General features: G+C 56.6%; 27 protein-coding genes and 2 tRNA genes. 15 read left to right on the plus strand and 14 right to left on the minus strand.

Annotation, left to right across the window (positions count from 1 at the left end; all coding sequences use genetic code 11):
- The first annotated feature begins 68 nt into the window (after window positions 1-68).
- The 5 genes from B060_RS0117335 to B060_RS27325 all read left to right on the plus strand — a co-directional run bounded on the left by B060_RS0117335 (window position 69) and on the right by B060_RS27325 (window position 3,163).
- Window positions 69-968: an SPFH domain-containing protein gene (locus tag B060_RS0117335; RefSeq protein WP_085931833.1), complete on the plus strand. Its 900-nt coding sequence runs from the start codon at window positions 69-71 to the stop codon at window positions 966-968.
- 9 nt (window positions 969-977) lie between these two features.
- The gene (locus tag B060_RS0117340; RefSeq protein ID WP_018083071.1) at window positions 978-1,466 is read left to right on the plus strand and encodes an NfeD family protein; all 489 of its coding nucleotides are present in this window, start codon (window positions 978-980) and stop codon (window positions 1,464-1,466) included.
- Between the two features lie 95 nt (window positions 1,467-1,561).
- The gene (locus B060_RS0117345; RefSeq protein ID WP_018083072.1) at window positions 1,562-2,371 is read left to right on the plus strand and encodes a class II aldolase/adducin family protein; all 810 of its coding nucleotides are present in this window, start codon (window positions 1,562-1,564) and stop codon (window positions 2,369-2,371) included.
- Window positions 2,372-2,474: 103 nt separating this feature from the next.
- Window positions 2,475-2,897 (plus strand): hypothetical protein, encoded by a 423-nt coding sequence (locus tag B060_RS0117350; protein WP_155847824.1) that lies wholly within the window; start codon window positions 2,475-2,477, stop codon window positions 2,895-2,897.
- Between the two features lie 128 nt (window positions 2,898-3,025).
- Window positions 3,026-3,163 (plus strand): hypothetical protein, encoded by a 138-nt coding sequence (locus B060_RS27325; RefSeq protein ID WP_155847825.1) that lies wholly within the window; start codon window positions 3,026-3,028, stop codon window positions 3,161-3,163.
- A 55-nt stretch (window positions 3,164-3,218) separates the two neighbouring features.
- Here B060_RS27325 and B060_RS0117360 read toward each other — a convergent pair whose 3' ends face one another.
- The 3 genes from B060_RS0117360 to B060_RS0117370 form a co-directional block, all read right to left on the minus strand.
- Window positions 3,219-3,746: a c-type cytochrome gene (locus tag B060_RS0117360; RefSeq protein ID WP_018083075.1), complete on the minus strand. Its 528-nt coding sequence runs from the start codon at window positions 3,744-3,746 to the stop codon at window positions 3,219-3,221.
- Between the two features lie 314 nt (window positions 3,747-4,060).
- Window positions 4,061-4,552, minus strand: a complete 492-nt coding sequence (locus B060_RS0117365) for a methylated-DNA--[protein]-cysteine S-methyltransferase (RefSeq protein ID WP_018083076.1) — start codon at window positions 4,550-4,552, stop codon at window positions 4,061-4,063.
- A gap of 51 nt (window positions 4,553-4,603) precedes the next feature.
- Window positions 4,604-5,584, minus strand: a complete 981-nt coding sequence (locus B060_RS0117370) for a magnesium transporter CorA family protein (RefSeq protein WP_018083077.1) — start codon at window positions 5,582-5,584, stop codon at window positions 4,604-4,606.
- A gap of 283 nt (window positions 5,585-5,867) precedes the next feature.
- Here B060_RS0117370 and B060_RS0117375 point away from each other — a divergent pair, with 283 nt between their 5' ends.
- Together B060_RS0117375 and B060_RS0117380 are read left to right on the plus strand one after the other, a co-directional pair.
- Complete coding sequence (locus B060_RS0117375; protein WP_157405665.1) at window positions 5,868-6,374, plus strand: response regulator; 507 nt, start codon at window positions 5,868-5,870, stop codon at window positions 6,372-6,374.
- Window positions 6,375-6,489: 115 nt separating this feature from the next.
- Window positions 6,490-7,800, plus strand: coding sequence for a PQQ-dependent sugar dehydrogenase (locus B060_RS0117380; protein WP_018083079.1), 1,311 nt, complete (start codon window positions 6,490-6,492; stop codon window positions 7,798-7,800).
- Window positions 7,801-7,854: 54 nt separating this feature from the next.
- On the opposite strand, the gene B060_RS0117385 is transcribed toward B060_RS0117380, so the two are convergent.
- The 5 genes from B060_RS0117385 to B060_RS0117405 form a co-directional block, all read right to left on the minus strand.
- Window positions 7,855-8,115, minus strand: coding sequence for a hypothetical protein (locus tag B060_RS0117385; protein WP_018083080.1), 261 nt, complete (start codon window positions 8,113-8,115; stop codon window positions 7,855-7,857).
- A 60-nt stretch (window positions 8,116-8,175) separates the two neighbouring features.
- Window positions 8,176-9,168 carry a magnesium transporter CorA family protein gene (locus B060_RS0117390; RefSeq protein WP_018083081.1) on the minus strand — a complete coding sequence of 331 codons (993 nt, stop codon included), beginning with the start codon at window positions 9,166-9,168 and terminating at the stop codon, window positions 8,176-8,178.
- A gap of 81 nt (window positions 9,169-9,249) precedes the next feature.
- Complete coding sequence (locus tag B060_RS0117395) at window positions 9,250-10,491, minus strand: serine hydrolase domain-containing protein (protein WP_018083082.1); 1,242 nt, start codon at window positions 10,489-10,491, stop codon at window positions 9,250-9,252.
- 203 nt (window positions 10,492-10,694) lie between these two features.
- Window positions 10,695-11,216 carry a dihydrofolate reductase gene (locus B060_RS0117400; protein WP_018083083.1) on the minus strand — a complete coding sequence of 174 codons (522 nt, stop codon included), beginning with the start codon at window positions 11,214-11,216 and terminating at the stop codon, window positions 10,695-10,697.
- On the minus strand, window positions 11,216-12,022 hold the full coding sequence (locus tag B060_RS0117405) for a thymidylate synthase (protein ID WP_018083084.1): 807 nt from the start codon (window positions 12,020-12,022) through the stop codon (window positions 11,216-11,218). Before B060_RS0117405 ends, B060_RS0117400 begins: the two co-directional genes overlap by 1 nt.
- 56 nt (window positions 12,023-12,078) lie before the next feature.
- Here B060_RS0117405 and ilvC point away from each other — a divergent pair, with 56 nt between their 5' ends.
- The 4 genes from ilvC to B060_RS27775 all read left to right on the plus strand — a co-directional run bounded on the left by ilvC (window position 12,079) and on the right by B060_RS27775 (window position 14,154).
- Window positions 12,079-13,080 carry a ketol-acid reductoisomerase gene (gene ilvC / locus B060_RS0117410; RefSeq protein WP_026172937.1) on the plus strand — a complete coding sequence of 334 codons (1,002 nt, stop codon included), beginning with the start codon at window positions 12,079-12,081 and terminating at the stop codon, window positions 13,078-13,080.
- 147 nt (window positions 13,081-13,227) lie between these two features.
- A tRNA-Thr gene (locus tag B060_RS0117415) sits at window positions 13,228-13,303 on the plus strand.
- Window positions 13,304-13,493: 190 nt separating this feature from the next.
- On the plus strand, window positions 13,494-13,628 hold the full coding sequence (locus tag B060_RS26690) for a DUF2239 family protein (protein WP_236621640.1): 135 nt from the start codon (window positions 13,494-13,496) through the stop codon (window positions 13,626-13,628).
- Between the two features lie 331 nt (window positions 13,629-13,959).
- Complete coding sequence (locus tag B060_RS27775; protein WP_023447376.1) at window positions 13,960-14,154, plus strand: alpha/beta fold hydrolase; 195 nt, start codon at window positions 13,960-13,962, stop codon at window positions 14,152-14,154.
- Between the two features lie 16 nt (window positions 14,155-14,170).
- On the opposite strand, the gene B060_RS27780 is transcribed toward B060_RS27775, so the two are convergent.
- Window positions 14,171-14,518 carry a hypothetical protein gene (locus tag B060_RS27780; protein ID WP_201768113.1) on the minus strand — a complete coding sequence of 116 codons (348 nt, stop codon included), beginning with the start codon at window positions 14,516-14,518 and terminating at the stop codon, window positions 14,171-14,173.
- Window positions 14,519-14,638: 120 nt separating this feature from the next.
- Window positions 14,639-16,006 (minus strand): FAD-containing oxidoreductase, encoded by a 1,368-nt coding sequence (locus tag B060_RS0117430; RefSeq protein WP_018083088.1) that lies wholly within the window; start codon window positions 16,004-16,006, stop codon window positions 14,639-14,641.
- A gap of 222 nt (window positions 16,007-16,228) precedes the next feature.
- Here B060_RS0117430 and B060_RS0117435 point away from each other — a divergent pair, with 222 nt between their 5' ends.
- Complete coding sequence (locus B060_RS0117435; protein WP_018083089.1) at window positions 16,229-16,603, plus strand: DUF427 domain-containing protein; 375 nt, start codon at window positions 16,229-16,231, stop codon at window positions 16,601-16,603.
- A 73-nt stretch (window positions 16,604-16,676) separates the two neighbouring features.
- Entirely contained in the window at window positions 16,677-18,833 is a 2,157-nt protein-coding gene (gene egtB, locus B060_RS0117440) for an ergothioneine biosynthesis protein EgtB (RefSeq protein ID WP_018083090.1), read from the plus strand.
- Between the two features lie 25 nt (window positions 18,834-18,858).
- On the opposite strand, the gene B060_RS25040 is transcribed toward egtB, so the two are convergent.
- Window positions 18,859-19,302 (minus strand): ATP-binding cassette domain-containing protein, encoded by a 444-nt coding sequence (locus B060_RS25040; protein WP_018083091.1) that lies wholly within the window; start codon window positions 19,300-19,302, stop codon window positions 18,859-18,861.
- A 142-nt stretch (window positions 19,303-19,444) separates the two neighbouring features.
- Entirely contained in the window at window positions 19,445-19,741 is a 297-nt protein-coding gene (locus B060_RS28485) for a transposase (protein WP_081606910.1), read from the minus strand.
- A gap of 168 nt (window positions 19,742-19,909) precedes the next feature.
- Between B060_RS28485 and B060_RS28490 the strand changes: the two genes are divergently transcribed.
- Both B060_RS28490 and B060_RS0117455 read left to right on the plus strand, forming a co-directional pair.
- Window positions 19,910-20,050 carry a transposase domain-containing protein gene (locus B060_RS28490; RefSeq protein ID WP_413783248.1) on the plus strand — a complete coding sequence of 47 codons (141 nt, stop codon included), beginning with the start codon at window positions 19,910-19,912 and terminating at the stop codon, window positions 20,048-20,050.
- A gap of 323 nt (window positions 20,051-20,373) precedes the next feature.
- Complete coding sequence (locus tag B060_RS0117455; protein WP_026172939.1) at window positions 20,374-20,904, plus strand: hypothetical protein; 531 nt, start codon at window positions 20,374-20,376, stop codon at window positions 20,902-20,904.
- A 103-nt stretch (window positions 20,905-21,007) separates the two neighbouring features.
- Here the strand turns inward: B060_RS0117455 and B060_RS0117460 are convergent, their stop codons facing one another.
- Together B060_RS0117460 and B060_RS0117465 are read right to left on the minus strand one after the other, a co-directional pair.
- Complete coding sequence (locus B060_RS0117460; protein ID WP_155847826.1) at window positions 21,008-22,291, minus strand: tyrosine-type recombinase/integrase; 1,284 nt, start codon at window positions 22,289-22,291, stop codon at window positions 21,008-21,010.
- A gap of 169 nt (window positions 22,292-22,460) precedes the next feature.
- Window positions 22,461-22,536: transfer RNA gene (locus B060_RS0117465), tRNA-Thr, on the minus strand.
- Window position 22,537 lies beyond the last annotated feature (1 nt).

The raw sequence follows: 22,537 nt of genomic DNA on the forward strand, positions 1-22,537 counted from the left end.
AGACGCACGTTATGCAATCAATATCCATCTTTGGTCCATTGACCTTAATCGTCGTGGTTCTTGGCATCATGCTTTTGTTCAGCATCGTCAAGATTGTTCCGCAAGGCTATGAATTCACGATAGAAAACTTCGGACGCTACACGCGCACGCTCAAGCCTGGAATAGCCTTCCTCACGCCTTTTGTTGAGGCCATCGGCCGCAAGGTCAATGTCATGGAACGCGTTTTTGACGTGCCTCAACAGGATGTGATCACCAAGGACAACGTGAATGTTAAGGTGGATGGTATTGTTTTTACTCAGGTTATGGACGCTGCCCTTGCGGCCTATCGTGTCGACAATCTCGACAATGCCATCACGCAATTGGCCATGACCAACCTGCGCACCGTCGTCGGCGCCATGGAACTTGACGAGGTCCTTTCGCAGCGCGACGCCATCAACTCACGTCTGCTCAGCGTCATCGATCACGCCACAAGCCCGTGGGGCGTCAAGGTCAACCGCATCGAGATCAAGGACCTCAAACCGCCGCACGACATTACCGATTCGATGGCGCGCCAGATGAAGGCCGAGCGCGAGCGCCGCGCCCTGATCATCGAAGCCGATGGTGAAAAGCAGGCCGCCATCGCCCGCGCCGAAGGTCAGAAACAATCCGCGGTTTTGCAGTCCGAAGGCCGCAAGGAAGCCGCTTTTCGTGACGCCGAGGCGCGAGAGCGCTCCGCCGAGGCCGAAGCCAAGGCCACCGATATGGTGTCGCAAGCCATCGCCAAGGGCGATATAAACGCCATCAACTACTTCGTGGCGCAGAAATATGTCGAGGCCTTCGGCAAGTTCGCTGAATCGAACAATACGAAGACTCTGATCATGCCGGCGGATATGTCGTCGCTGGCGGGCATGGTTGGCGGCGTATCAGAACTGATCAAGACGGTCAGCGGCACGGATGCGCCCAGGTCGCCGCCCGCTAAGAAAGTATAGGAGGAGGTGATGGATTTATCATCTGTCTTCCAGATGGGACCGTTTGGCATCAATGCCTTCTGGATATGGTTTATCTTCGGTCTGCTGCTGCTGGGTGTGGAAATTTTCATCGGCACGCAATGGCTCTTGTGGTCAGCCGCAGCGGCTGGCGTTGTGGCTGTGGTCTGCCTGACCGGCTTGCCGTTTGGCCTTTTCTTCCAGGCCCTGACCTTCGCCATTTTGAGCGTTGTCATGGGCGTGCTGACTCCTAAGTTTTTGAAGGTGGCCTCACACAGTCCGGACGTCAACGATCCGCATCGTCGCATGGTGGGCAAACAGGCCGAGATCCTGAGCGGCTTCGAGCCGGTTGTAGGGGGCGAGCGCACCGGGCGCGTGGTGTTCGATGGTGTTGAGTGGCCGGCTGTACTTAATGAGGTCTCTGAGGCCCATCTGGCCGTCAATGATCGCGTCCTGATTGAGCGTGTTCATGAAGGTCGCATTTTCGTCAAACGGGTCTAATTTCCCTTACGTCACTTAGGTTTGCGTAGAAAAATTTCATTTGCCATCGCCTGAAATCGGGTTTCCTATGCCACCAAAAGCAGAGGAAACTTCAGATGGCTCACGATGATCAGGCGCACATCCGCGCCGATATGTCCGATATCGAATGGAAGTCGCGTTGCGATCTGGCGGCGCTTTATCGTCTGGCCGCGCTCTTTGGCTGGGATGACCTGATCTTCACCCACATTTCGGCACGTATCGCGGCGAAGGATTCGTGGGTGAAGCAAGCGGATGGCGCTTATTTACCTTCGGAGACCGATCACTTCCTGATCAATCCCTACGGTATTTTCTTCAACGAAATGAAGGCGTCCGATCTGGTTAAGGTCGATATCTCGGGCAAGATGGTGAGAGATGTGCCGGTCATGATTAATCCGGCAGGCTTTACTATCCACAGCGCTATTCATGGTGCCCTGACCGATGCCCATTTTGTTCTGCACTTGCATACCGACCACATGACGGCTGTTTCTGCGCAAAAAGAAGGCCTGTTGCCCCTGACGCAAAACGCTCTATTGTTGCGTCCGCAACTGGCCTACCATGACTATGAGGGCGTGGCGCTGGAACTGGAGGAACGCGGACGTATTGTCGCCGACATCGGGCAGAAGCGCATTCTGATGCTGCGTAATCACGGCACCCTGACCTGGGGCACAACGGCGGCCGAGGCCTTCACCATCATGTATTTTCTCGAACAGGCCTGCCGGCAACAGGTCATGGCCTTAAGCGTGGGGCGTGACGGTGTTTTGGAGGTGGGACAGGCGGTTCAGGACAAGGTGGCGCCGCTCTCTGGTGGCATAGGTTTTGTGGGCGCCCTGGTCTGGCCAGGTCTTATGCGTAAGCTGAATCGCGAAGCGCCGGGCTATGACGCCTGAGTCATAAATGCAAGTTTGGCGATTATTTCTCCGGATGGACTTGCGTAAAACGGGAATATTTGTCTTGATGCTCCGGCAAGTGGTTGTGCTGTCGGGTGCCACGATGAAACTCATCTTGAAATCTGCGATACTATGTTTGTGTCTCGACTTACCCTCCGTAGCTCAAGCGGGCGCATGGCCACAGGTGTCGGGCAATACGCAGGTCATTATCAGCTACGAACCGGGTCATGCTGACCGGGCCTTTGATCTTTCCGGCGATAAAAATATCAAGATGAACACCTGGGACCAGACGAACCTGTCGCTCTTTGTCGATCAAGGCGAGAGTGAACGTTTTACCCTCACAGCCAAGGTCAACCTGCAGAATTACAATGCGGTGTTTTCTGACTTTTCCGGCCTGGGATCGGTTGAGGTAGGGGGGCGATGGACTGCGCACAAGGGGCGTGATGTCGTTCTGGCTTTTGGCGGCAGTATGGAAGGGCTGGGGCAGCGATTTCGATGCCCCAACGCAGCAAGGCGCGAATGTTGATTTATGGGCCTATGTCGGCAAGAGCTCCAAATGGCTCGGTAACGACGCCTTTATTGATGTGCAGGGCGCGCGCCACCTACGCCTTTATGAAGCCGATCAATGGGGCGTCGACGCCAAAATAGATGGTGATGGCGCAGGTTTTTGCCGGTCAGACCGACAAGGCAAGCTGGGGGCAGGCGAAATGGGGTAATGCCGATGTGAGCGTGGCGCGCCACTTCGGTCCGAAGGTGACAAAAGCCTACAACTCTCCGTGCGCGAAACCGTAGCAAGTCGCAATGTGCCGGTAATCAAGGCCGTGATCGTCAGTCTGTGGCAGACCTTCTAGGGCGCTGACGACTCTGAGCCAGACGCCGCTGGCGGCACATAAGGCGTCGTTTCCAGCTTGAGATAGGCCAGCAGGTTATGGCGCTCGGTTTCGTCCTTGACACCCTGATAGCCCATCTTGGTGCCCTTCACGACCACTTGCGGCGCGGTGATGTAGGCGTCCAGCGTGTCGAAATCCCAGGTGACATTATGCTCGGTCATGGCTTCGGTGAAAGGATAGCCGGGTTCGGTGCCGGATTTACGCCCGAAGAGGCCATAAAGATGGGGGCCGGTCAGGTTCATCTTGTCCGGTGTAATGGTGTGGCATGAGCGGCACTTATTGAACAGCTTTTCGCCGGCCGCCAGATCGGCGGTACTATAGGGCGCAGGGAAGGTGGCCTGAATGGCCGCTTTTTCGGACTCGGTATAATCGTGAGGCGCGGCGATGGAGATATCCTGCCCCCCGTCATTATCGGCTGTACGCGGCTCGTTGCAGGCGCTAAGCGCTGCCGCCGTAACCAGTAAAAGGAAAACCGTCTTTTTCATGTATCAGCCTCGTGCGATACCTTACCCTTAAGTGAGGCCGAGCGTTTTGGCGACAGCGAAAATGTCGCCGCCTTACGATGAAGCGCTGCTGTCGGCCGGTGCGGATGCCGGTACTTCGCTGGGAGCGGAATCACCCGGTCCGTCATTACAGGCGCTAAGCAGAATACAGGACGCAAGGACTATCAGCAAAAAGCGAGCGGGCATGGGAGGCTCCATATAAGAGGCTTTAGTCCACCATAATCCACACTTGCCCTTAGGTCATATGACAATATTGATTCTGCGCTTTTATGCCGCACCGCTGTGGCAAAACCACCTCAGAACAAAAGCGGCGTCTCAAAATCGAGGAGCTTCTGTTTGAGAGGCAGACCACCGCCATAACCGGTCAGGGCGCCGATTTTACCGATGACGCGGTGGCAGGGAATGATCAGAGCGATCGGATTTTTGCCGTTGGCGGCGCCAACCGCCTGAGTGGCCCTGGTATCGCCGATGGACCTGGCGAGTTCCTGATACGACCACGTCTCACCGAAGGGAATAGTGCAAAGCGCCTGCCAGACCTTCTGCTGAAAAAGCGTGCCTTCCGGCGCCATGTCGAGATTGAAGTTAGTGCGCTTTCGGTCAAAAAATTCATGCACTTGTTGTGTGACGTGTCTTAGCTTTTGTGGCGCATGTTCAGCCATATCGGCGCGCGCCAGATGATTGGACATTTCGCCATTGAGAAAGGTGAATTCCAGCAGGGCGCCGTCGTCGTCCACCGCGGCGGCAGCCATGCCGACAATCGTATCAATGTGTGAAAAATAGATATCCATGCTACGAGCGTCTCACGCAGACGGGCTATTCTCAAATCAACACTTTGAGAGCTATAGCCAGCGTTTATAGCGGAAAAAGAGGTATGGCATAACCGCGAACATGATCATGACGGCGATGGCGAACTGATAGCCGTGCGTCCAGTGCAGTTCGGGAATATTGTCGAAATTCATACCGTAGAAGCCGACCACCAGGGTAGGCGGCAGGAAGATGAGCGCCACCACCGAAAATATCTTGGCGATCAGGTTTTGCTCAACATTGATCATGCCCAGGCTGGTCTCAAGCTGGAAGTTGATCTTGTCGTTTAGGAAGGCGGTTTGTTCGGAAAGGGAGCGCGCATCCTTAATGAGGCGTCCGGCGGCGCGGCTTACGGCTGGATTGTCGGGGGAATGGTCATCGCGGAAATAGGTCAGCAAGCGGATCAGACTATGCACGCTCTCATTGATTTTGCCGTTAAGATCAGCGCAATGGCCGAGTGACTTCAGCACGTCACGCATGATGAGCGAGGGGTTGCCTTTGCGACCATCGAACGCATGGTCATCGAAGATGCGGCCCGACAGGCCATCGAGCCCCTTGATGACGCGATCATGATCAACCGCCACGTCGGTAATGACCAGTTCAAGAAGGCCCTCAAGTATAGACAGGCTGCTGGTGAAGCGTTTTGGATTGAGCAGCAACAGTTCCTGTACGCGCAGAAACGCAGGCGGATCTATGTCGCGAATGGTGATCAAAAAATCAGGCGTCAGGATGAAGGTGACCGCACTGGTGGCCGCCTTGCCTTTGGCGGTGTCATCGATCAGGACGGCGGTCATGTAGGAACTGCCATCGCGGGTATACATGCGGTTAAGCGCATGGTTGCGCCATATTTCCTCACGCGAAGGCAGGGCGATGTTGAGATTTTGCGGCAGGAGGCGAAGTTCGTCCTCGGTCGGATTGATCAGGTCGATCCATATGGGTTCGTCGGGCACATCATGCGAGGGATCGAGTTGAACCTCGGCGATTTTGCCGCCTACCATATAGAAAACTGTAATCATGCCCTAAACCCCGCCCATATCTGTCTTGAGGGCAGTCTACAACATAAGGATTTATCAGGCTTTAAGGTTCCGAAGAAGGAGGAGAACTCAGGGGGGGGGGGCTTTTAAAGGCTAATCTTGCCCGTGTTTTAGCGAATATGTAATCCACCTGAGGGCATGTTGCTAATAAATGACCGCGTGAGTTTATGACGTCGCCGCGATTTGGGTTGTTTATGATCGCCCAGAGTTGGCTTGCCATCTGTTCATATGAGTCGTTTAATTTAGTCTGCTTATGGATCAAGTCATGCTGCCAGATACGACTGTTCGATGCGCCGCCCCTGAGATCCTGACTCCGGAAATAGCGGCGCCTGAAATATTGGCCAATGTTCTTCTGGTCGATGATCGCAGGGCGGATATCGAACTGACGCGTGTTTTTCTGCAGGTGCGTGACAAAATACAGTTCAATATGTCCGTGGCCCACAGCGCGCGCGAGGCACTTGAGGCTTTAAAGCAGGTGCATGAGCGCGGAGAGAGAGTCGATCTTTTGCTGCTGGATATCAACATGCCGGGCATGGATGGTTTCGAGATGCTGGCCTGCCTGCGAGATGATGAAACCCTGAACAAGGTGGCGGTGATCATGTGTACCGGTTCAACCTGTGATCTGGATCAGTCGCGGGCCCGCGAACTGGGAGCGTCCGGCTATATGGTCAAGCCGGCCTCATTGACGCAACTTAAGACGATACTGGCGACCCTAACGACCCTCAGGCTTACCCACACGGGCGAGGCAGTGCGTTTGACGCGCATCACCTAAACGCCTTACCCTATCCTTATAAAGGGTGACACAATAGGCCGTGCATCCTCATGGTCCAAGACGGCTAATAGGTTCGTACAACAACCGTAACCATCAAACCCGGATTGGCCGCCGAATGAAACTCAAACCTTTGCACCTGCTCGCTTTGAGCCTAGCCCTGACCGCCTGCGGTGAGACAGCAAAATTACCGGTTACGGATGGCGTGGGCGCCAATCCGAAGTTGCCGCAACCGAACAAGACTCTGTTCCCAACGGTGAAAATCGCCGATGCTGTGGGCTGGCCTGAAGGTGTAGCGCCAAAGCCGGCGGCCGGGCTCAAGGTCGTGGCCTACGCCCGTGGTCTGGAGCATCCGCGCTGGCTCTATGTCCTGCCCAACGGCGACACGCTCGTCGCCGAGACCAATGCGCCGCCCAAGCCCGACGACGCGAAGGGGATCAGGGGCTTTTTTATGAAGATGGTCATGAAGAAGGCCGGTGCCGGCCCCGAAAGCCCTAACCGTATTACTTTGCTGCGTGACAGCGATGGCGATGGTGTTGCCGAAACGCGCACGGTCTTGCTGAAGGGGCTCAATTCGCCCTTCGGCATGGCACTGATCGGGGATCAACTCTATGTCGCCGATACCGATGCTGTGTTGCGTTTCCCCTACTATACGGGGGACACGGTCATTATTGCGCCGGGTATCAAGGTGACGGATTTGCCGGCGGGCACGATCAATCACCACTGGACCAAGAACATCATCGCCAGTCCCGACGGCACCAAGCTTTATGCAACGGTCGGCTCCAACAGCAATGTGGCCGAAAACGGCATGGTGGCAGAAACCGAGCGCGCCAATATTCTCGAAATCGATCTGACGACCGGCGCGAAACGCATTTTTGCCGGCGGTCTGCGCAATCCAAACGGGATGAGCTGGCAACCTCAAACCGGCGCTCTATGGACCGTGGTCAATGAACGCGATGAAATCGGCAGCGATCTTGTGCCTGATTATATGACCTCTGTAAAAGAGGGCGCTTTCTATGGCTGGCCTTACAGCTATTATGGCCAGCATGTCGATGTGCGTGTGAAGCCGCAAAGTCCGGCGAAGGTCGCCAGCGCGATCGCGCCAGATTATGCGCTGGGTCCGCATACGGCTTCGCTTGGTCTGACCTTCTATAGCGCCAGCCTTTTGCCAGCCCACTATGCCGGTGGCGCCTTTATCGGACGCCACGGATCGTGGAATCGCAATCCGCCAAGCGGTTATGACGTTGTTTTCGTGCCCTTCGCCAAGGGTGTGCCGTCGGGCAAGCCGGAGAGTATCCTTACGGGCTTCCTCGATAAAGAGGGCAAGGCGCAGGGCCGACCCGTTGGCGTGACCGTCGATAGTAAGGGCGGGCTGCTGGTCGCCGATGATGTCGGCAATGTCATTTGGCGGGTAACGCCAGCCAGTTGATATAAAATGGGCGCATCAAACCCATGATGCGCCCTTAGATTTTTAGTCTGTTGATCAGGAGCGACGATAGCTCTGGTCGGGATCAACGAGATCATCGTTCATGACCTCTTCCGAACCGTCAATAAACACATGTACCGAACCATCTTCCTGATCCTCGACACGATCGACAATGGCCGGTGCGCCATAGTGTTCGTGCAGTACGGCATCCTGAATGCGATGATTGGGCAAGGGGCGGTCAGCGAACTGAAAATCCGTTGAGGCGAAGACCTCTTCGCCGGTGTTCTTGTCGATCAGATGATAAGCACGAGGGGTCATGATGTTTCTCCTTGGTGAGGTTTAAACTTGCCATGCGCGCCATAAAAAGAAGATACGGATTTACAGCCAGCCGCGCCGCTTGAAGTAGATATAGGTTATGGTGGAGACCGCGACCATGAGACTAAGCGCCACAGGATAACCGACCTGCCAGTGCAGTTCGGGCATATGGGCGAAGTTCATGCCATAGATGCTGGAAATCAGAGTGGGCGGCAGGAAAAAGACCGCCACGGTCGAGAAGATTTTCGAGATCAGGTTTTGCTCGACATTGATCATGCCAAGCGTGGCGTCGAGCTGGAAATTGATCTTATCGGCCATGAAGTTGGTCTGGGACAGCAAGGCCTCGGCATCGCTGATCAGCATGTCGAGATCTTCCTGCAACTCTATCTGATCCGGCCGCGCCGTCTTGCGGGAGAAGATCAGCATACGCTCAAGGCTTTGCAGGCTTTCATGTATCTTGGAATTGAGATCGGCGAGGGAGCCCAGCTTTTGCAGGACGCGGCGCATCAGGATTGACGGATTACCCTGCTTGTTTTCGAAAGCATGGTCATCGAAAATCCGGCGTGACAAATCATCGAGGCCATCGACCAGCAGTTCCATATGCCAGGCCACACGCATGAACATTTCCTGCAGCAGGCCTTCCAGCACATCCGGTCCATTCATGAAGACGGCGGGATTGTTGAGTAAACGTTGCTGGAAATGGCTGAAAGAGGTGGGGGCAATGTGACGTATGGTCACCAGACAGCGTTCGGTCAGTATAAAGGTAACCGCACTCGTTTTGGGGTGGGTCGAATTGATCTTGTGCAGGATCGCCGCTGTCATGAAGGTCGTGCCGTCTTCCTTGTAAAGACGGTTGAGCGCCTGATTGCGCCAGATTTCACCGCGCGTGGGTATAGCTATGCCCAGATGTTCTTTGAGATAACGCTCTTCTTCAGGCAGCGGGTTTTGCAGATCAATCCACACGGAAGCCTGGCATATGGCGGCACGATTGTCCTTGGCTCGCGCCAGCAAGGCGGTTTTTAGCGCGCCATCTTCATGATAATAGGCGGTCATCATAGCGCATGAACCCGTGCGTCAGAACGGCGCAGATTCAGATATAGGATCAGAGCTTGAAGCTTTTACGACGTCCGCCGGACGTCAGGCCTTGTTCAGGCCAAGATAGGCGATGCCGAGACGGCTGGCCTCGGTGCGCAGACCCTTTTGTGCCGCTGAAAAGCCGGGCGCGCCACCGCCATCGCTGTTGTAGAGGATGGCTACGGTCAGCTTGTTGTCGGTGAAACTGCGCAAGTGGCCGGTGAAGCCGTTGATGCGGCCGCCATGTGAGGCCACCTTCAGGCTGTCAAAGGTGCCAAGGCCCTGGCCCAGGCCATATTCCAGCGCTTCGACGCCGCGGCGTTCATAGGCGGGCGTGCCATTTTTCAGCAGGGTCGGGGTCAACATGGCCTGCAGGCTGGCCGGTTTCAGAACCTTGCCTTCGAGCAGGGCGCAGTGCCACAGGCAGAGGTCTTCGGTCGTTGAGCGGATGGCGCCCGCACCGCCGGCGAAGCTTGGCGAAATCGGCATGGCGAGGTCGTACTTGGTGGGCGCGCGGAAATTGGGGCGATAGCCGTTGCAGACCGCGGCCGCCGTGCAGGTCTTGTCGATCTTCGTTTGCGCCAGACCGGCCGGGACGAACAAACGCTGCTGAAAGAAATCAGCCAGTGCCAGACCTGAAAGCTTTTCCACGATCAGGCCCAGAATGGTGAAGGCGCTGTTGCTATAGAGCCAGGTGGCGCCGGGTTGTGCCTTGTAGAGAGGCTGGCGCGCACTGATGATCGCCATCAGTTCATTGGCGGTATAGTCACGGCTCTGCGCTTCGGTCAGGATACTTTGCGCCTGCCCATTGATGTAATCGCCCATGCCGGACGTATGGCTGAGCAATTGGCGCAGGGTGATATCGGTGGCGCGCGGGAAGTCCGGCATGAATTTCGCCAGACTGTCATCGACGCTCAACAGGCCGTCCTCTGCCATCAGAAGGATAGCGGCAGCGGTGAATTGCTTGGTGATCGAGGCGACGCGGAATTCGGTCTGGGGTGTGACGGTGGCATTGGTTTCCACATTGGCCATGCCGAAGCCTCTGGAATAGAGCAGAATGCCGGCGCTCATGACTGTTAGCGACAGGCCTGGGGTGAGCTTTTTGTCGACCATGGTCTGCGCTAGGGTATCGAGTGTGGGCCATTGCAGGAGGGGGGGCGCCAGTTTCCTGGGCGCGATCGCGGCGACGGTTTCAGCGGTTTTGATCAGGGAAGGGCCGGCGGCATTTCCGGCCAGCGCAGCCAGCATCAAACCGAGTGTGGAGCGGCGTGTCAGAAGTGCCGGATTTTCATGCGTTGCGGTCATAGGCTTACAAAACCAGTAAATATTTCCCAAAATCGCGAACGGTCGTCCTGCGCTTTTGCAAATAAAAAATAGATGGCGAATCCGCCGTCTATACGGAAGAATTTACGTTAAACGGTAAATAGTTTCAAAATGGTTTTGGTAAACGGCAAATTTACGACGGTCATATTTTTGTGAGTGAAGCCGTAAGGTGTGGCGATGCGGGCTTAAGGTTTCACGCGCTCATAAATCCTGAGGGTGAAGTCGTGATCGTCGTTTTCCGTTTTGCCGAATGCCTCTTCCGAGGTCACCTTCCAAACTGAGGGATCGATTTTTGGGAAGTGTGCATCGCCCTCGACATCGGCATGGACGTGACTGACATAGATCCGGTCGGCCTTCGGCAGGGTCTGTTCATAGACATTGGCCCCACCAATGACGCAGATCTCATCGGCGCCTTCGTCGGCCGCATGTTCGCGAGCGATGTCCATAGCCTCGAACAGGGTATTGCAGATAATGCCGCCGTCAGCCTCCATGCGCGGATCGCGAGTCAACACGATGTTGAGCCGGCCGGGCAGGGGCTTTTTGGGCAAAGAATCCCATGTGGTCGAGCCCATGATGATCGGCTTGAACTGGGTGATTTCCTTGAAACGCTTGAGGTCGGAGCGCAAGTGCCACGGCAGGACGCCATCCTTGCCGATCACGCCGTTGTCGCTCATGGCGACCACAAGGGCCAGTCTTACCTTCGGCATCAGACGGCCACCTTGGCCTTCAGCGCGCCATGCGACTGATAGTTTTCGATAGCAAAATCGGCGTAATCGAAGCCAAACAGATCGGCTTTCGGCGCCATAACCAGTTTAGGGAAGTCGAACGGTGTGCGCTCAAGCTGGGTCTTCGCCTGCTCAATATGGTTGGTATAGAGGTGAACATCGCCAAAGCTATGGACGAAGTCACCCGGTTCCAGCCCCAGGGCCTGCGCAACCATGAGGGTGAGCAGGGCATAGGAGGCGATATTGAATGGCACGCCCAGAAAGATATCCGCCGAGCGCTGGTAAAGCTGGCAGCTCAGTTTTCCCTCCGCGACAAAGAATTGGAACAGGCAATGACACGGCGGCAGGGCCATGTCGTCGACCTCGGCCGGGTTCCACGCCGAGATAACATGGCGGCGCGAATAGGGATTGGTCTTGAGGTTCTGGACCAGGTTCTTCATCTGGTCGATGACGTGGCCATCGGGCGCGGCCCATGAGCGCCACTGTTTGCCATAGACCGGCCCCAGGTCGCCATTCTCATCGGCCCATTCATCCCAGATGGTGACGCCGTGATCGTGAAGATATCTGACATTGGTATCGCCGCGCAGGAACCACAAAAGCTCGATCGCGATCGACTTGAAATGCACCTTCTTGGTGGTCAGGAGCGGAAAGCCCTTCGACAGATCGAAACGGATTTGGCGGCCGAACAGCCCCAGCGTCCCCGTGCCGGTGCGATCCGAACGGGCCACGCCATTATCCATGATGTCGCGCACCAGATTGAGATACTGATATTCGGGGTGATCAAACATGGCGCTTACTTTATACAGATGACGATTCTGAATTAGTATAGCCGAGGTGCGCCGCCATGTCCTTACCCGTTTATCACGATCGTGACTGCGACCTGTCAGTTATCCAAAGCTGTAAGGTGCTGGTGATCGGCTATGGAAGCCAAGGGCGCACGCAGGCGCTCAATGCCCGCGATTCCGGCGTGACGCAGATCAGGGTGGCTTTAAAGGCGGACTCCAAGACCCGTACGAAAGCGGAGGGTGACGGCTTCGAGGTGATGACGGTGGCCGAGGGTGTGGCGTGGGCCGATGTGTTGGTCATTCTCACCTCGGATGAGGCACATCAGAAGCTGTTCCATGGCGAAATCAATCCACACCTGCGTGCGGGGCAGGCGCTCATTTTCGCCCACGGCCTATCGTGCAATTTTGGCCTGGTGACGCCGCCGGCCGATGTCGATGTGTTGTTGGTATCTCCCAAGGGAATCGGGCCGCGTATCCGCGACATCTATGTGGCGGGGGAGGGCGTCTTCTGCCTGTTCGCCGTCCAGCAGGACGCCACCGGTAACGCAAAAGCGCTGGGCCTCTCCTTTGCCGCAGCGCTTGGTTGCGGGCGCAAGGGGATCCTTGAAACCACCATGAAAGACGAATGCGAAAGTGATCTTTTTGGAGAGCAGGTCGTGCTCTGCGGGGGGGCGCGCAATCTGGTGAGCGACGGTTTCCAGACGCTGGTCGACGCCGGTTATCCGCCGGAGGTGGCGTGGTTCGAAACCTGTTATGAATTGAAGCTGGTGGTCGATCTTCTTTGGGAACTCGGCATGTCCGGTGGCTTCGAGAAGATCAGCAACACCGCCGAGTATGGCGCCTATCTCACAGGCCCGCGTATTATCAACGGCGCGAGCCGCCTGGCCATGCAGGATGTGTTGAAAGATGTGCAGTCCGGCGCTTTCGTCCGCCAGCTTATGAGCGACTATAACGCCGGCAGTCCTGACCTGCTTGGTCGCCGCACTGGCCTGAACAATAATCTGCTCGATCAGACCAAGCGTTATCTCGATGGGGTGGCGAAGGCGGCGAACGACGCCTGACACTCTTCCACGATTAAATCTCAAAAAGCGCGTATTTTTAGAATTCTGCGCTTGGCATCTGAAACAGGTGTGTGTAATGAACGGTCACGTTTGCGCAGCCTTGCGCATTTGTTATCGCGAGAGGTTTCTGCCTCGCGGAAGTTCCGGGCCGCTTTAGCTCAGCCGGTAGAGCACCGCATTCGTAATGCGGGGGTCAGGTGTTCGAGTCACCTAAGCGGCACCACCTCCCACTTCGGGGAATTTTTCCTATAAAATCAGTTAGTTATGATTTTGGAAAATTCGCATGTATCACACTTTTGCTAAATTTGTATCACACAATGTATCACAGCGCACGGTGAACGACGCTTGGCGCATGCGACGGACATGTCCATTTCCATTGATTGATGATGATCCAGTCCCGCCCCTCGTCGGATATGGCTGGCGATCTTCCCGGTTATGAAGAGGCTCTTAGGGCCCTGTTTGCCGGTGACGTTACCGCACTTGCGCAAAAGACAGAAACGTGGCCGGCCGACATTCAAGCCTATGTTTTACGCCTGGCGAATGGGTGATGTCGCCGCTCCAAATATTTTGACGGGCAGGAGTGCCCACCTGCCCAGAATTCGGACCCACGCAATATGAACATAATAGACTTAAACGGCATTTCCCTGGCGTACGACAGCTTCGGCAATCCGGCTGACGCGCCGATGCTTCTGATAGCCGGGCTTGGCACACAGATGATACGCTGGACGCCAACGTTCTGCGAGGGCCTGGCCGTTAAGGGCTTTTACGGTATCCGGTTCGACAATCGGGACGCCGGAGGCTCTATCCATCTGAGCGAATACGGGGCGCCTGATTTCGCCCGTTCTGGCTCAGGCCCTGACGACTGGGCAGCGTCCTCATGTGCCCTACACGCTTTACGACATGGCAGCGGACGCTATTGGGTTGCTTGATGCGCTTGGTATCCAAAGCGCCCACCTTGTCGGCCGGTCGATGGGGGGCATGATCGCAGATCATGGCCAGCGAATACCCGGCACGCGTCTTGTCGCTGACTTCAATTATGTCCAGTACGGGCAATCCCGCGCTGCCGCCACCTGAGTCTGACGCCATGGCGCTAATGACCCGGCCCACGCCCGATCCCGTTTCTGATCAGCCTGGGTTCTTGATGCACCGACTGGCGTTCGCCCGACGCATTGCCGGAACAGGCTATCCGTTCGATGAAGACGCCAGCCGCGCACTGGCGCTGGAAGAAGCGAAGCGAGCCTTCGATCCGGCAGGCACCGCCCGCCAGATTACGGCCATTGCTGTAACCGGAGATCGGCGTTCTAGACTTGCCACTATCTCCGTTAGGACCCTCGTGATCCACGGCGCAGACGCCCCACTGTTTCTCCCGGCGTGTGGTCAGGATACGGCCAAGGTAATCCCAAAAGCTGAGTTCATGCTTATCGATGGTATGGGGCACGATCTCCCAGCGTCTCTGCTTCCGTTGATTATAGACGCGATCGACCGGAACGCGCGTCGAGCTTGAGAAGCCAAGGCGGGCCTCAATCCGTCTGGCGGCAGGATAGTTACAATTAAAAACCTAGCGGTTGAGTGGCGTCATCTCGTTAAGCAGCGTCGGCAGGAGTTCGGATACGGTGGGGTGGATAGGGACCGCCCATTGCAGTTCGGAAAACGCCACGTCCGCATTCATGATGTCGAGAATACCGTGAATAGCTTCGTCGCCACTGGTGCCAAGGATCGCGGCGCCGAGAATTTTTTTCGTTTCGGCATCGGCCACAATCTTCATGAAGCCCTTGGTCTCGCCTTTCTCCGTGGCCCGCCCCACGCGCGTCATCGGACGATGACCGACAAGTAATGGCCGGCCGGTTTTCTCCGCCTGCGCTTGAGTGAGCCCAACTCGGCCAAGCGGCGGGTCAATATAAAGTGCGTAGCCGAGAATACGGTCGCTGACCTTACGTGATTGACCATCGAGCAAATTGGCGGCGATGATTTCGAAATCGTTATAGGCCGTATGAGTGAAGGCGCCCTTGCCGTTGCAATCGCCCATCGCCCATATGCCGGGGACATTGGTCTGGAGATCGTCACCGACCTTGACGTAGCCGCGCTCGTCCAGTTCGATGCCCGCGTCCTCCAGCCCAAGATCGCCGGTGTTGGGCGTGCGCCCCGTAGCCACCAGCACATCAGAGCCGGTGATCTCGCCGCCGGTCGTCTGCACTGTGATACCGCCAGCCTCTTGCGAAACATTCAGTATATCCGCGCCCGTATGAATGGCGATGTCTTCCTCTTCCAGTATTTTACGGATGGCATCGGAGATATCGGCATCTTCGCGTACGATCAGGCGCTCGCCTTTTTCGATAATGGTGACCTGTGCACCGAAGCGGCGGTACATCTGGGCGAATTCCAGCCCGATATAGCTGCCGCCCAGGATGATCAGGTGCTCCGGCACGCGATCAAGGGTCACGATTGAGCTGTTGGTCAGATAGGGCACGTCCTTCAGGCCGGGAATCCCCGGCACGATGGCGCGGGCCCCAACATTGAGGAAGATCTTTGGCGCGGTCAGCCGGTCGTCACCGACTCGGATGGTGGTCGGGCTCTCAAAACGGGCATGCCCTTCGACGACCGTGCAGGTTTCCATGCCCTTCAGCCATTCTTCGACGCCGCTGCGGGCGTTGAGCGTCACCTGATGCGAACGGGCCATGACCTTTTCCATGTTGATGAAGATGTTGCCCTCGATGGTGACGCCGTAATCGCCTGTCCGGCGCGCCAGATGGGCTGCATAGGCGCTGGCGACGAGGGCCTTGGTCGGCATACATCCGGTATTGACGCAGGTGCCTCCGAAATATTTACGCTCGATCAGGCAGACCGATTCCCCGGTTGCGGTGAGCCGACCGGCCAGGGGCGGGCCGGCCTGGCCTGCGCCAATGATGATGGCATCAAAAGTTTTCATGTGCGCAACTCCCTGTGAGAAGGCTGGCCAGCGACGGTGGCGTCACCGCTGCCAGAAACTGACCGCTTGTGCGGCTATAAAGCCGCTTGTGCGGCTATAAATCGCCCTGCCCGGACCGAACTCTACAGGTTCATAGAAGCGGCACAATGCGGGATGAACATCCCGGCTGGAATTTTTATTTCCCGCCTGTCGTTATACGGCCTGGCAAAGGAGACAAAGCCAATGAACGACAAGCCCGTCAGAATTCCCGGCCCCGATCATCCAATCACCATCACGCCGAACCGCCACCATGTTGTCGTCACAGTCGCCGGCAAGGTGATCGTCGAAAGCGATCGCGCCCTTAATTTGAAAGAAGCCAGCTATCCGGCGATGATCTATATTCCGCGCGAAGACGCCGACATGTCCTTGCTGGAAGCGACCAACCACACCACCTATTGCCCGTATAAGGGCGACTGTACCTATTTCACCATCCCTGCCGGCGGCGACAAGACTGTCAACGCCGTGTGGTCCTACGCACATCCTTTCGACAGCGTCCGCCAGATCGCCGGACATCTCGCCTTCTATCCCGACCGCGTCGATTCCATCGCTCAGCAGTAACGCTCACCCGATCTCCCGCGTACTCCTTTATAGTCCAGGCCACACAGCGCCAGATCACGAAAGGCCATTCGCCATGAATACCGCCACCTGCCAGTTGCGCTACGCGTCCTGCGAGACATGGCTTGATCGCTACGCCTCTATGCGCCGTCACACGCTCGACCTGATCGGACCGCTGACACCCGAGGACATGGTGGTCCAGTCCATGCCAGACGCCAGCCCGGCCAAGTGGCACCTGGCCCATACCACGTGGTTTTTCGAGACCTTTCTGCTGACGGGGCGGACAAACTATACCATCTTTGATGCGGACTATGCCTTCTTGTTCAACTCCTACTATGAAGCGCTCGGAGCCCGCCAACCGCGTGCGCAAAGGGGCCTTCTGACCCGGCCGCCGCTTGACGATATCCTGGCCTATCGTCGCCATGTCGACACCCATATGCAGGCCCTGCTCAAGGATGACCTCGATGACGCGACATCAGATCTGGTCCGGTTGGGGCTGGCGCATGAAGAACAGCATCAGGAGCTGCTGCTGATGGACATCCAGCACCTGTTTAGCCAGTCGCCGATGGCCCTGACCTATGATCCGGGTTGGCAGACCGACGAGACGGGCCGTCCCGGTCATTTCCAGCTGCGGCCGGGCGGTCTGGTCGAGATCGGTCATGCCGGTGCCGGTTTTGCCTTCGATAACGAAGGGCCGCGCCACAAGGTCTGGCTGCAACCGTTCGAGATCAGCGACCGGCTGGTGACCAATGGCGAATGGCTCGGCTTCATGACGGATGGCGGCTATGCCCGCGCCGACCTGTGGCTGTCCGACGGCTGGGCACAGGTTAAGGCGCACGATTGGACGGCACCTTTTTACTGGCGCAAGACAACGGATGGCTGGAGCGAGCTGAGCTTGCGCGGGCTTGATCCCGTCATCACAGCTGCGCCGGTAACCCATATCAGCTTTTATGAGGCCGATGCCTTTGCGCGCTGGACCGGTGCCCGTCTGCCAACCGAATTCGAATGGGAAGCGGCTGCCAGTGACGGCGCTTTAGAACAGACCGACACGGTCGGCTGGCAATGGACATCCAGCGCCTATCTACCGTATCCCGGCTTTCATGCGAGCGCTGGCGCCGTCGGCGAATACAATGGCAAGTTCATGAGTGGCCAGATGGTGTTGCGCGGTGGCGCCAGCTTTACGCCGGCGGGGCATGCGCGGCCAACCTATCGCAACTTCTTCAAGCCGGAACAGCGCTGGATGCGTTCGGGCGTCCGGCTGGCGCGAGACCTCACCGCGGAGACGGCTCCCGAGACTGTGGAAGACTCAGGCTTTGCCGCCGATGTCGTGGCCGGGCTGTCGGCACGGCAAAAGACCTTGTCGCCGAAATACTTTTATGATGCCACCGGCTCAGACCTCTTCGAAGCCATTTGCCGCACACCGGAATATTATCCAACTCGGACCGAGACAGCCCTGCTGAGGGCCATCGCGCCGGAACTGGTTGCCGATATTCCGGCCGATGCCGTGCTCGTCGAGTTCGGTAGCGGCGCCAGCGTCAAGACGCGTCTGCTCCTCGATGCCGCAGCGCAAATCACTGCCTATGTGCCGATCGATATCAGCGACGATGCCTTGCGTCATGCCACTCTGCGCCTCAACCGCGATTACCCGTCGCTGGTGGTGACGCCAGTTGTCGGCGACTTCACCACGGCCGTGGATCTACCGCATGCGCTTGCCGGACGTCCAGTGGTCGGCTTCTTCCCTGGCTCGACCATTGGCAATTTCACCCCACCTGAAGCACGACAGTTGCTGAAGACCATGCGCGCTATGCTTGGGCCTGATGCACGCCTGATCATCGGCGCCGACATGGTCAAGGACCCAGCCACCCTGGTCGCCGCCTATGACGATGCGGCGGGCGTGACGGCTGAGTTCAACAAGAATCTGCTGCGCCGGATCAATCGCGAACTGTCGGGCACCTTCGATCTCAACGCCTTCGACCATCAGGCGGTTTGGAACCTGGACTTTGCGCGCATGGAAATGCATTTGGTCAGCCGCATTGACCAGATCGTCCATGCCGCCGGCCATACTTTCGCCTTCAAGGCCGGTGAGCGCCTCCACACGGAGAACTCCCACAAGTTCACTCCATCCAGCTTCGCTGCCTTGACCGCCGAAGCTGGCCTGCGGATTGAACGGCATTGGATCAGCAAAGCGCCGGAATTTGCGGTCTTCCTGCTAGGTTCAACGCTTCCGAAATAGACCTCGACGGTCTAAACAAGCCCGATTAACGCGTCTGGACCTGCACAAGGCGGGCGACATAGTCATCGGCCGGATGCGCCAGAATGTCAGCCGGCGCGCCGACCTGAACGATTTCGCCATTTTTCATGATGGCGATGGTGTCGCCACGCCGGCTGGCCTCGGCCAGATCGTGCGTCACGAAAACGATGGTCTTGCTCATGCGTTTTTGCAGGTCGAGCAGCAGGTCCTGCATATCTGCGCCGATCAGCGGATCGAGCGCACTGAAGGCCTCGTCCATCAGGATGACCTCCGTATCGGTGGCCAGGGCCCGCGCAAGGCCGACGCGCTGCTTCATACCGCCGGACAGGGTGTCGGGAGTTGCGATTTCATAGCCGTCGAGGGAAACGGTTTTGATCCAGTCCCTCGCCTTGGCGGCCTCGGCTTTAGGTTCGCCGCGTGCGACCAGGCCAAAGGCGACATTATCGAGCACGCTCAGGTGCGACTATAAACCAAAACCCTGAAAAACCATGCTGATCTTATGACGGCGGAAATCACGCAGTCCCGCAGCATCAAGCGCTAGGATATCCCGGTCATCAAAGCGAACCTCGCACGCCGACGGTTCGATGAGGCGATTAAGATGGCGAACGAGAGTTGATTTTGAAGTCGATTGTTATCAAAACCGTACCTGATTCCAACCCAGGGCAGGCTGGCCCGTCCGCAAGTATAGCGGGACTGAAAGAAACGCCGCTGCTCGCCGCCAGAAACTGATCCCGCCATCTGTAAATCAGGCTTGTCGCGACGTCGAACTGCCGGGCAACTGCTGTCACGCTCGAACCAGGCGAAAACGCCAGCGAAACAATCTCGCGACGCTGACTATCATGCCATTTCCGCCGCCGTTCCGGTCCATTTAATAGAATTCCACGCGTCATAATTTGCAGCCTGCACTCGTAAGGACGTCACTAACAGCGCAGCATCACAGATTCAAAGATCAATTGGAATGTGGCCTCTTACGGAGGGATACGAACTTTCCCGAAATAACTGGCCGCTTTTAGGGGCGGGATGCCGGCGGGGAGCGCGCGGCCAACGTCCTGACGCTAATCGAAACGGCCAAGTTCAGTGGTTTGGAACCGAAGCAGTATTTGGCGAAAACCGTTGGCGCGCTCGCCAGCGCCCATTGCAGCAAGTTGCGCGACCTATTAACTTGGAAGACGGAGTCGGCGCTGTCGAGCTGCTGTTAAAAAGAACAATTAGATAGCCGCTTCATTTCACCTTTGTACGCCTCTTGATATTCTGAAGACTGAAGATAACACTCAGTACTACCATAGGAAATGCCAGGAACGAGAGATCCAAAGGAGCCTTCTCAGGTGCGAGATATCTGATGACGGTGTAAGCTATAAACGCAGCCCCTGACACGACAGCTAAAGCTCGGATGAGCTTGTCCATAATTCTCGCCCTTAAAAATTCACGCGTTAAGGTAGCATAAATTGCCTAGTCGAGCAAATGCGTTTGAGCTAATCATTCGCCACTTTTTGATATTTTTTACAGCCACCGGACGCTTACCATGAAAGTGACATCTCTATCGCAATTGCCACCGGACTGCTTGCTACAGGCCTATCGGGACGCGCGCGCGTATACAGATGGCTTCAGTCTCGACTTGCCTCGCGTGGTCTCCCTAACGGAATACATCCTGGCATTCTACACGACGCCGTTGTTCAAAGCAGAGCGTCTGGTGTTGACGATGCTTGTGGCAAAGCCGTCTACAGATGAACAGGCGAGAGTACTAGCTGCGGGGGACACAGACGCATTTGCCGCATGGACGGTGGAGGGCCGGACGGAAAATCAGATATTGATGTGCGACTACCAGAGAAAGACGCGGTCCTGGCTAATGTGCGAGCCACATTGCACTGGCGTGACAAGGCTGTATTTTGGGAGTGCCGTCGTGCCCGAGCGCATCCATTCCAACGGCGAGGTGTATCTAGGTGTCGGGTTTCATATGCTTTTGCCGTTCCACAAACTGTACTCTTACGCGCTTCTGCGTTCTGCCGCCCGCCGGATGCTGATCAAAGGCGGCAATCGAGGAAAGGAAGGCTGACAAAACTTGATTATCTAAGAAGTGCCTAGGCGCCAATGTCTTTTCGCGCACCAATCGTTGTGACGATAAAAGCGTGTAGGCGACGCCCTTGTAGATAGGTTGTCTAAACGGTTCGGATACGCCGCTTTTTGGGCGCCATCACTGCTGGTGCCCGCATTCCACCGAGATTTCGTGGCTTGGCGAGTGCGGCATTTATCGAAATAACCGTGGCCCCATGGCGCAGCTTATCAAGATGGTCCGACCACCGCTGCGCCATCTTCACCCGCTCATCCCAGTGCTTGCCCCGGTAATAGGCGGCACGCACCTTGTTGGTCTCCTTGTGCGCCAGGGCATGTTCGATGGCGTCGGCGGACCAAAGGCCCGATTCGTTGAGAAGGGTGCTAGCGGAGCTTCGGAAGCCGTAGGCCGTCATCACGTCATGGCCATACCCCATGCGACGGAGCATGGCGTTTATGGTGTATTCCGACATCGTAGAGCGGATCGACGGGAAAACGTATCGACTGGTCCCAGTCAGTTGGCTGACCTCGGCCAGGATTTCGATGGCCTGGCGGGAGAGGGGAACGTGGTGCTCGACCCGTTGCTTCATCTTCGGTGCAGGTATCTTCCAGACACACGCCTCGAAATCGAATTCAGACCACTCCGCCTTTCTCAACTCGCCAGGTCGCACAAACAGGTGTGGGGCGATCTTCAGGGCTAGGCGGGAGGTCATGAAGCCCTCGGTCGCCTCGATATCGCGAAGCAGCTTACCAAATGCAAGAGGCTCTGTGATCGCCGCGTGATGCTTGACCTTCGGTGAGGCGAGCGCGCCGGACAAATTGGCAGCCGGATTGTTCCTCGCTCGACTGGTGATAATAGCTAAATTGAAGACCCGGCAGGCAAATTCGCACAGCCTCTTGGCGGTCTCGCGGGCACCGCGACGCTCAACCCGCTTCAGGATTGACAGCACCTCAAAGGGTTCAATCTCTGTAACTGGCCGCTTACCGAGTTCAGGCATGAGCTGTTTTGCTAGCCAGCGGTTTTTGACCATGGTCGTCGTCGAGCGGCCATTGCTCTTCTGAAGCTCAAGAAACTCCTCGCATATGACCCCGAACGTGCAGGCCGCCGTCAAGGTCGCCAGCCGGGCCAATCGCTTCTTCTCAGCGCCGGGGTCAACGCTGTTGGCTATAAGTTTACGAGCATCATCACGTTTCGCTCGGGCATCTTTGAGGCTGATTTCTGGGTACGAGCCCAACATGAGGACCTTGGTGCAACCCAGGTAGCGATATTTTAGGCGCCACAATTTCCCGCCAGCCGGCGTCAGAATCATGAACAGACCGTCAGCGTCGTACGGCTTTTTCGGCTTCGACTGATGCTGGGCGTTTCGAATCGTTGAATCCGTCAGGCTCATTTTTCTTGGGGTCTCGTCCAATTTGGAGTTTGTCAAAAGACCCCCAAATTGACCCAAAAACTGTCCGGAAGCGGTCGGACGCGGTCGGATTTCCTCGGACGCCATTCCGCCAAAGTATCAGATTTTGTTGAAAAAATCAATCAATTCCGGACGTTATCGGAAGAGGCGCTGGTGCCGGCTACAAGAATCGAACTCGTGACCTGATGTTTACAAAACAACTGCTCTACCATCTGAGCTAAGCCGGCA

This window comes from Asticcacaulis benevestitus DSM 16100 = ATCC BAA-896, assembly GCF_000376105.1.
Taxonomy (GTDB): domain Bacteria; phylum Pseudomonadota; class Alphaproteobacteria; order Caulobacterales; family Caulobacteraceae; genus Asticcacaulis; species Asticcacaulis benevestitus.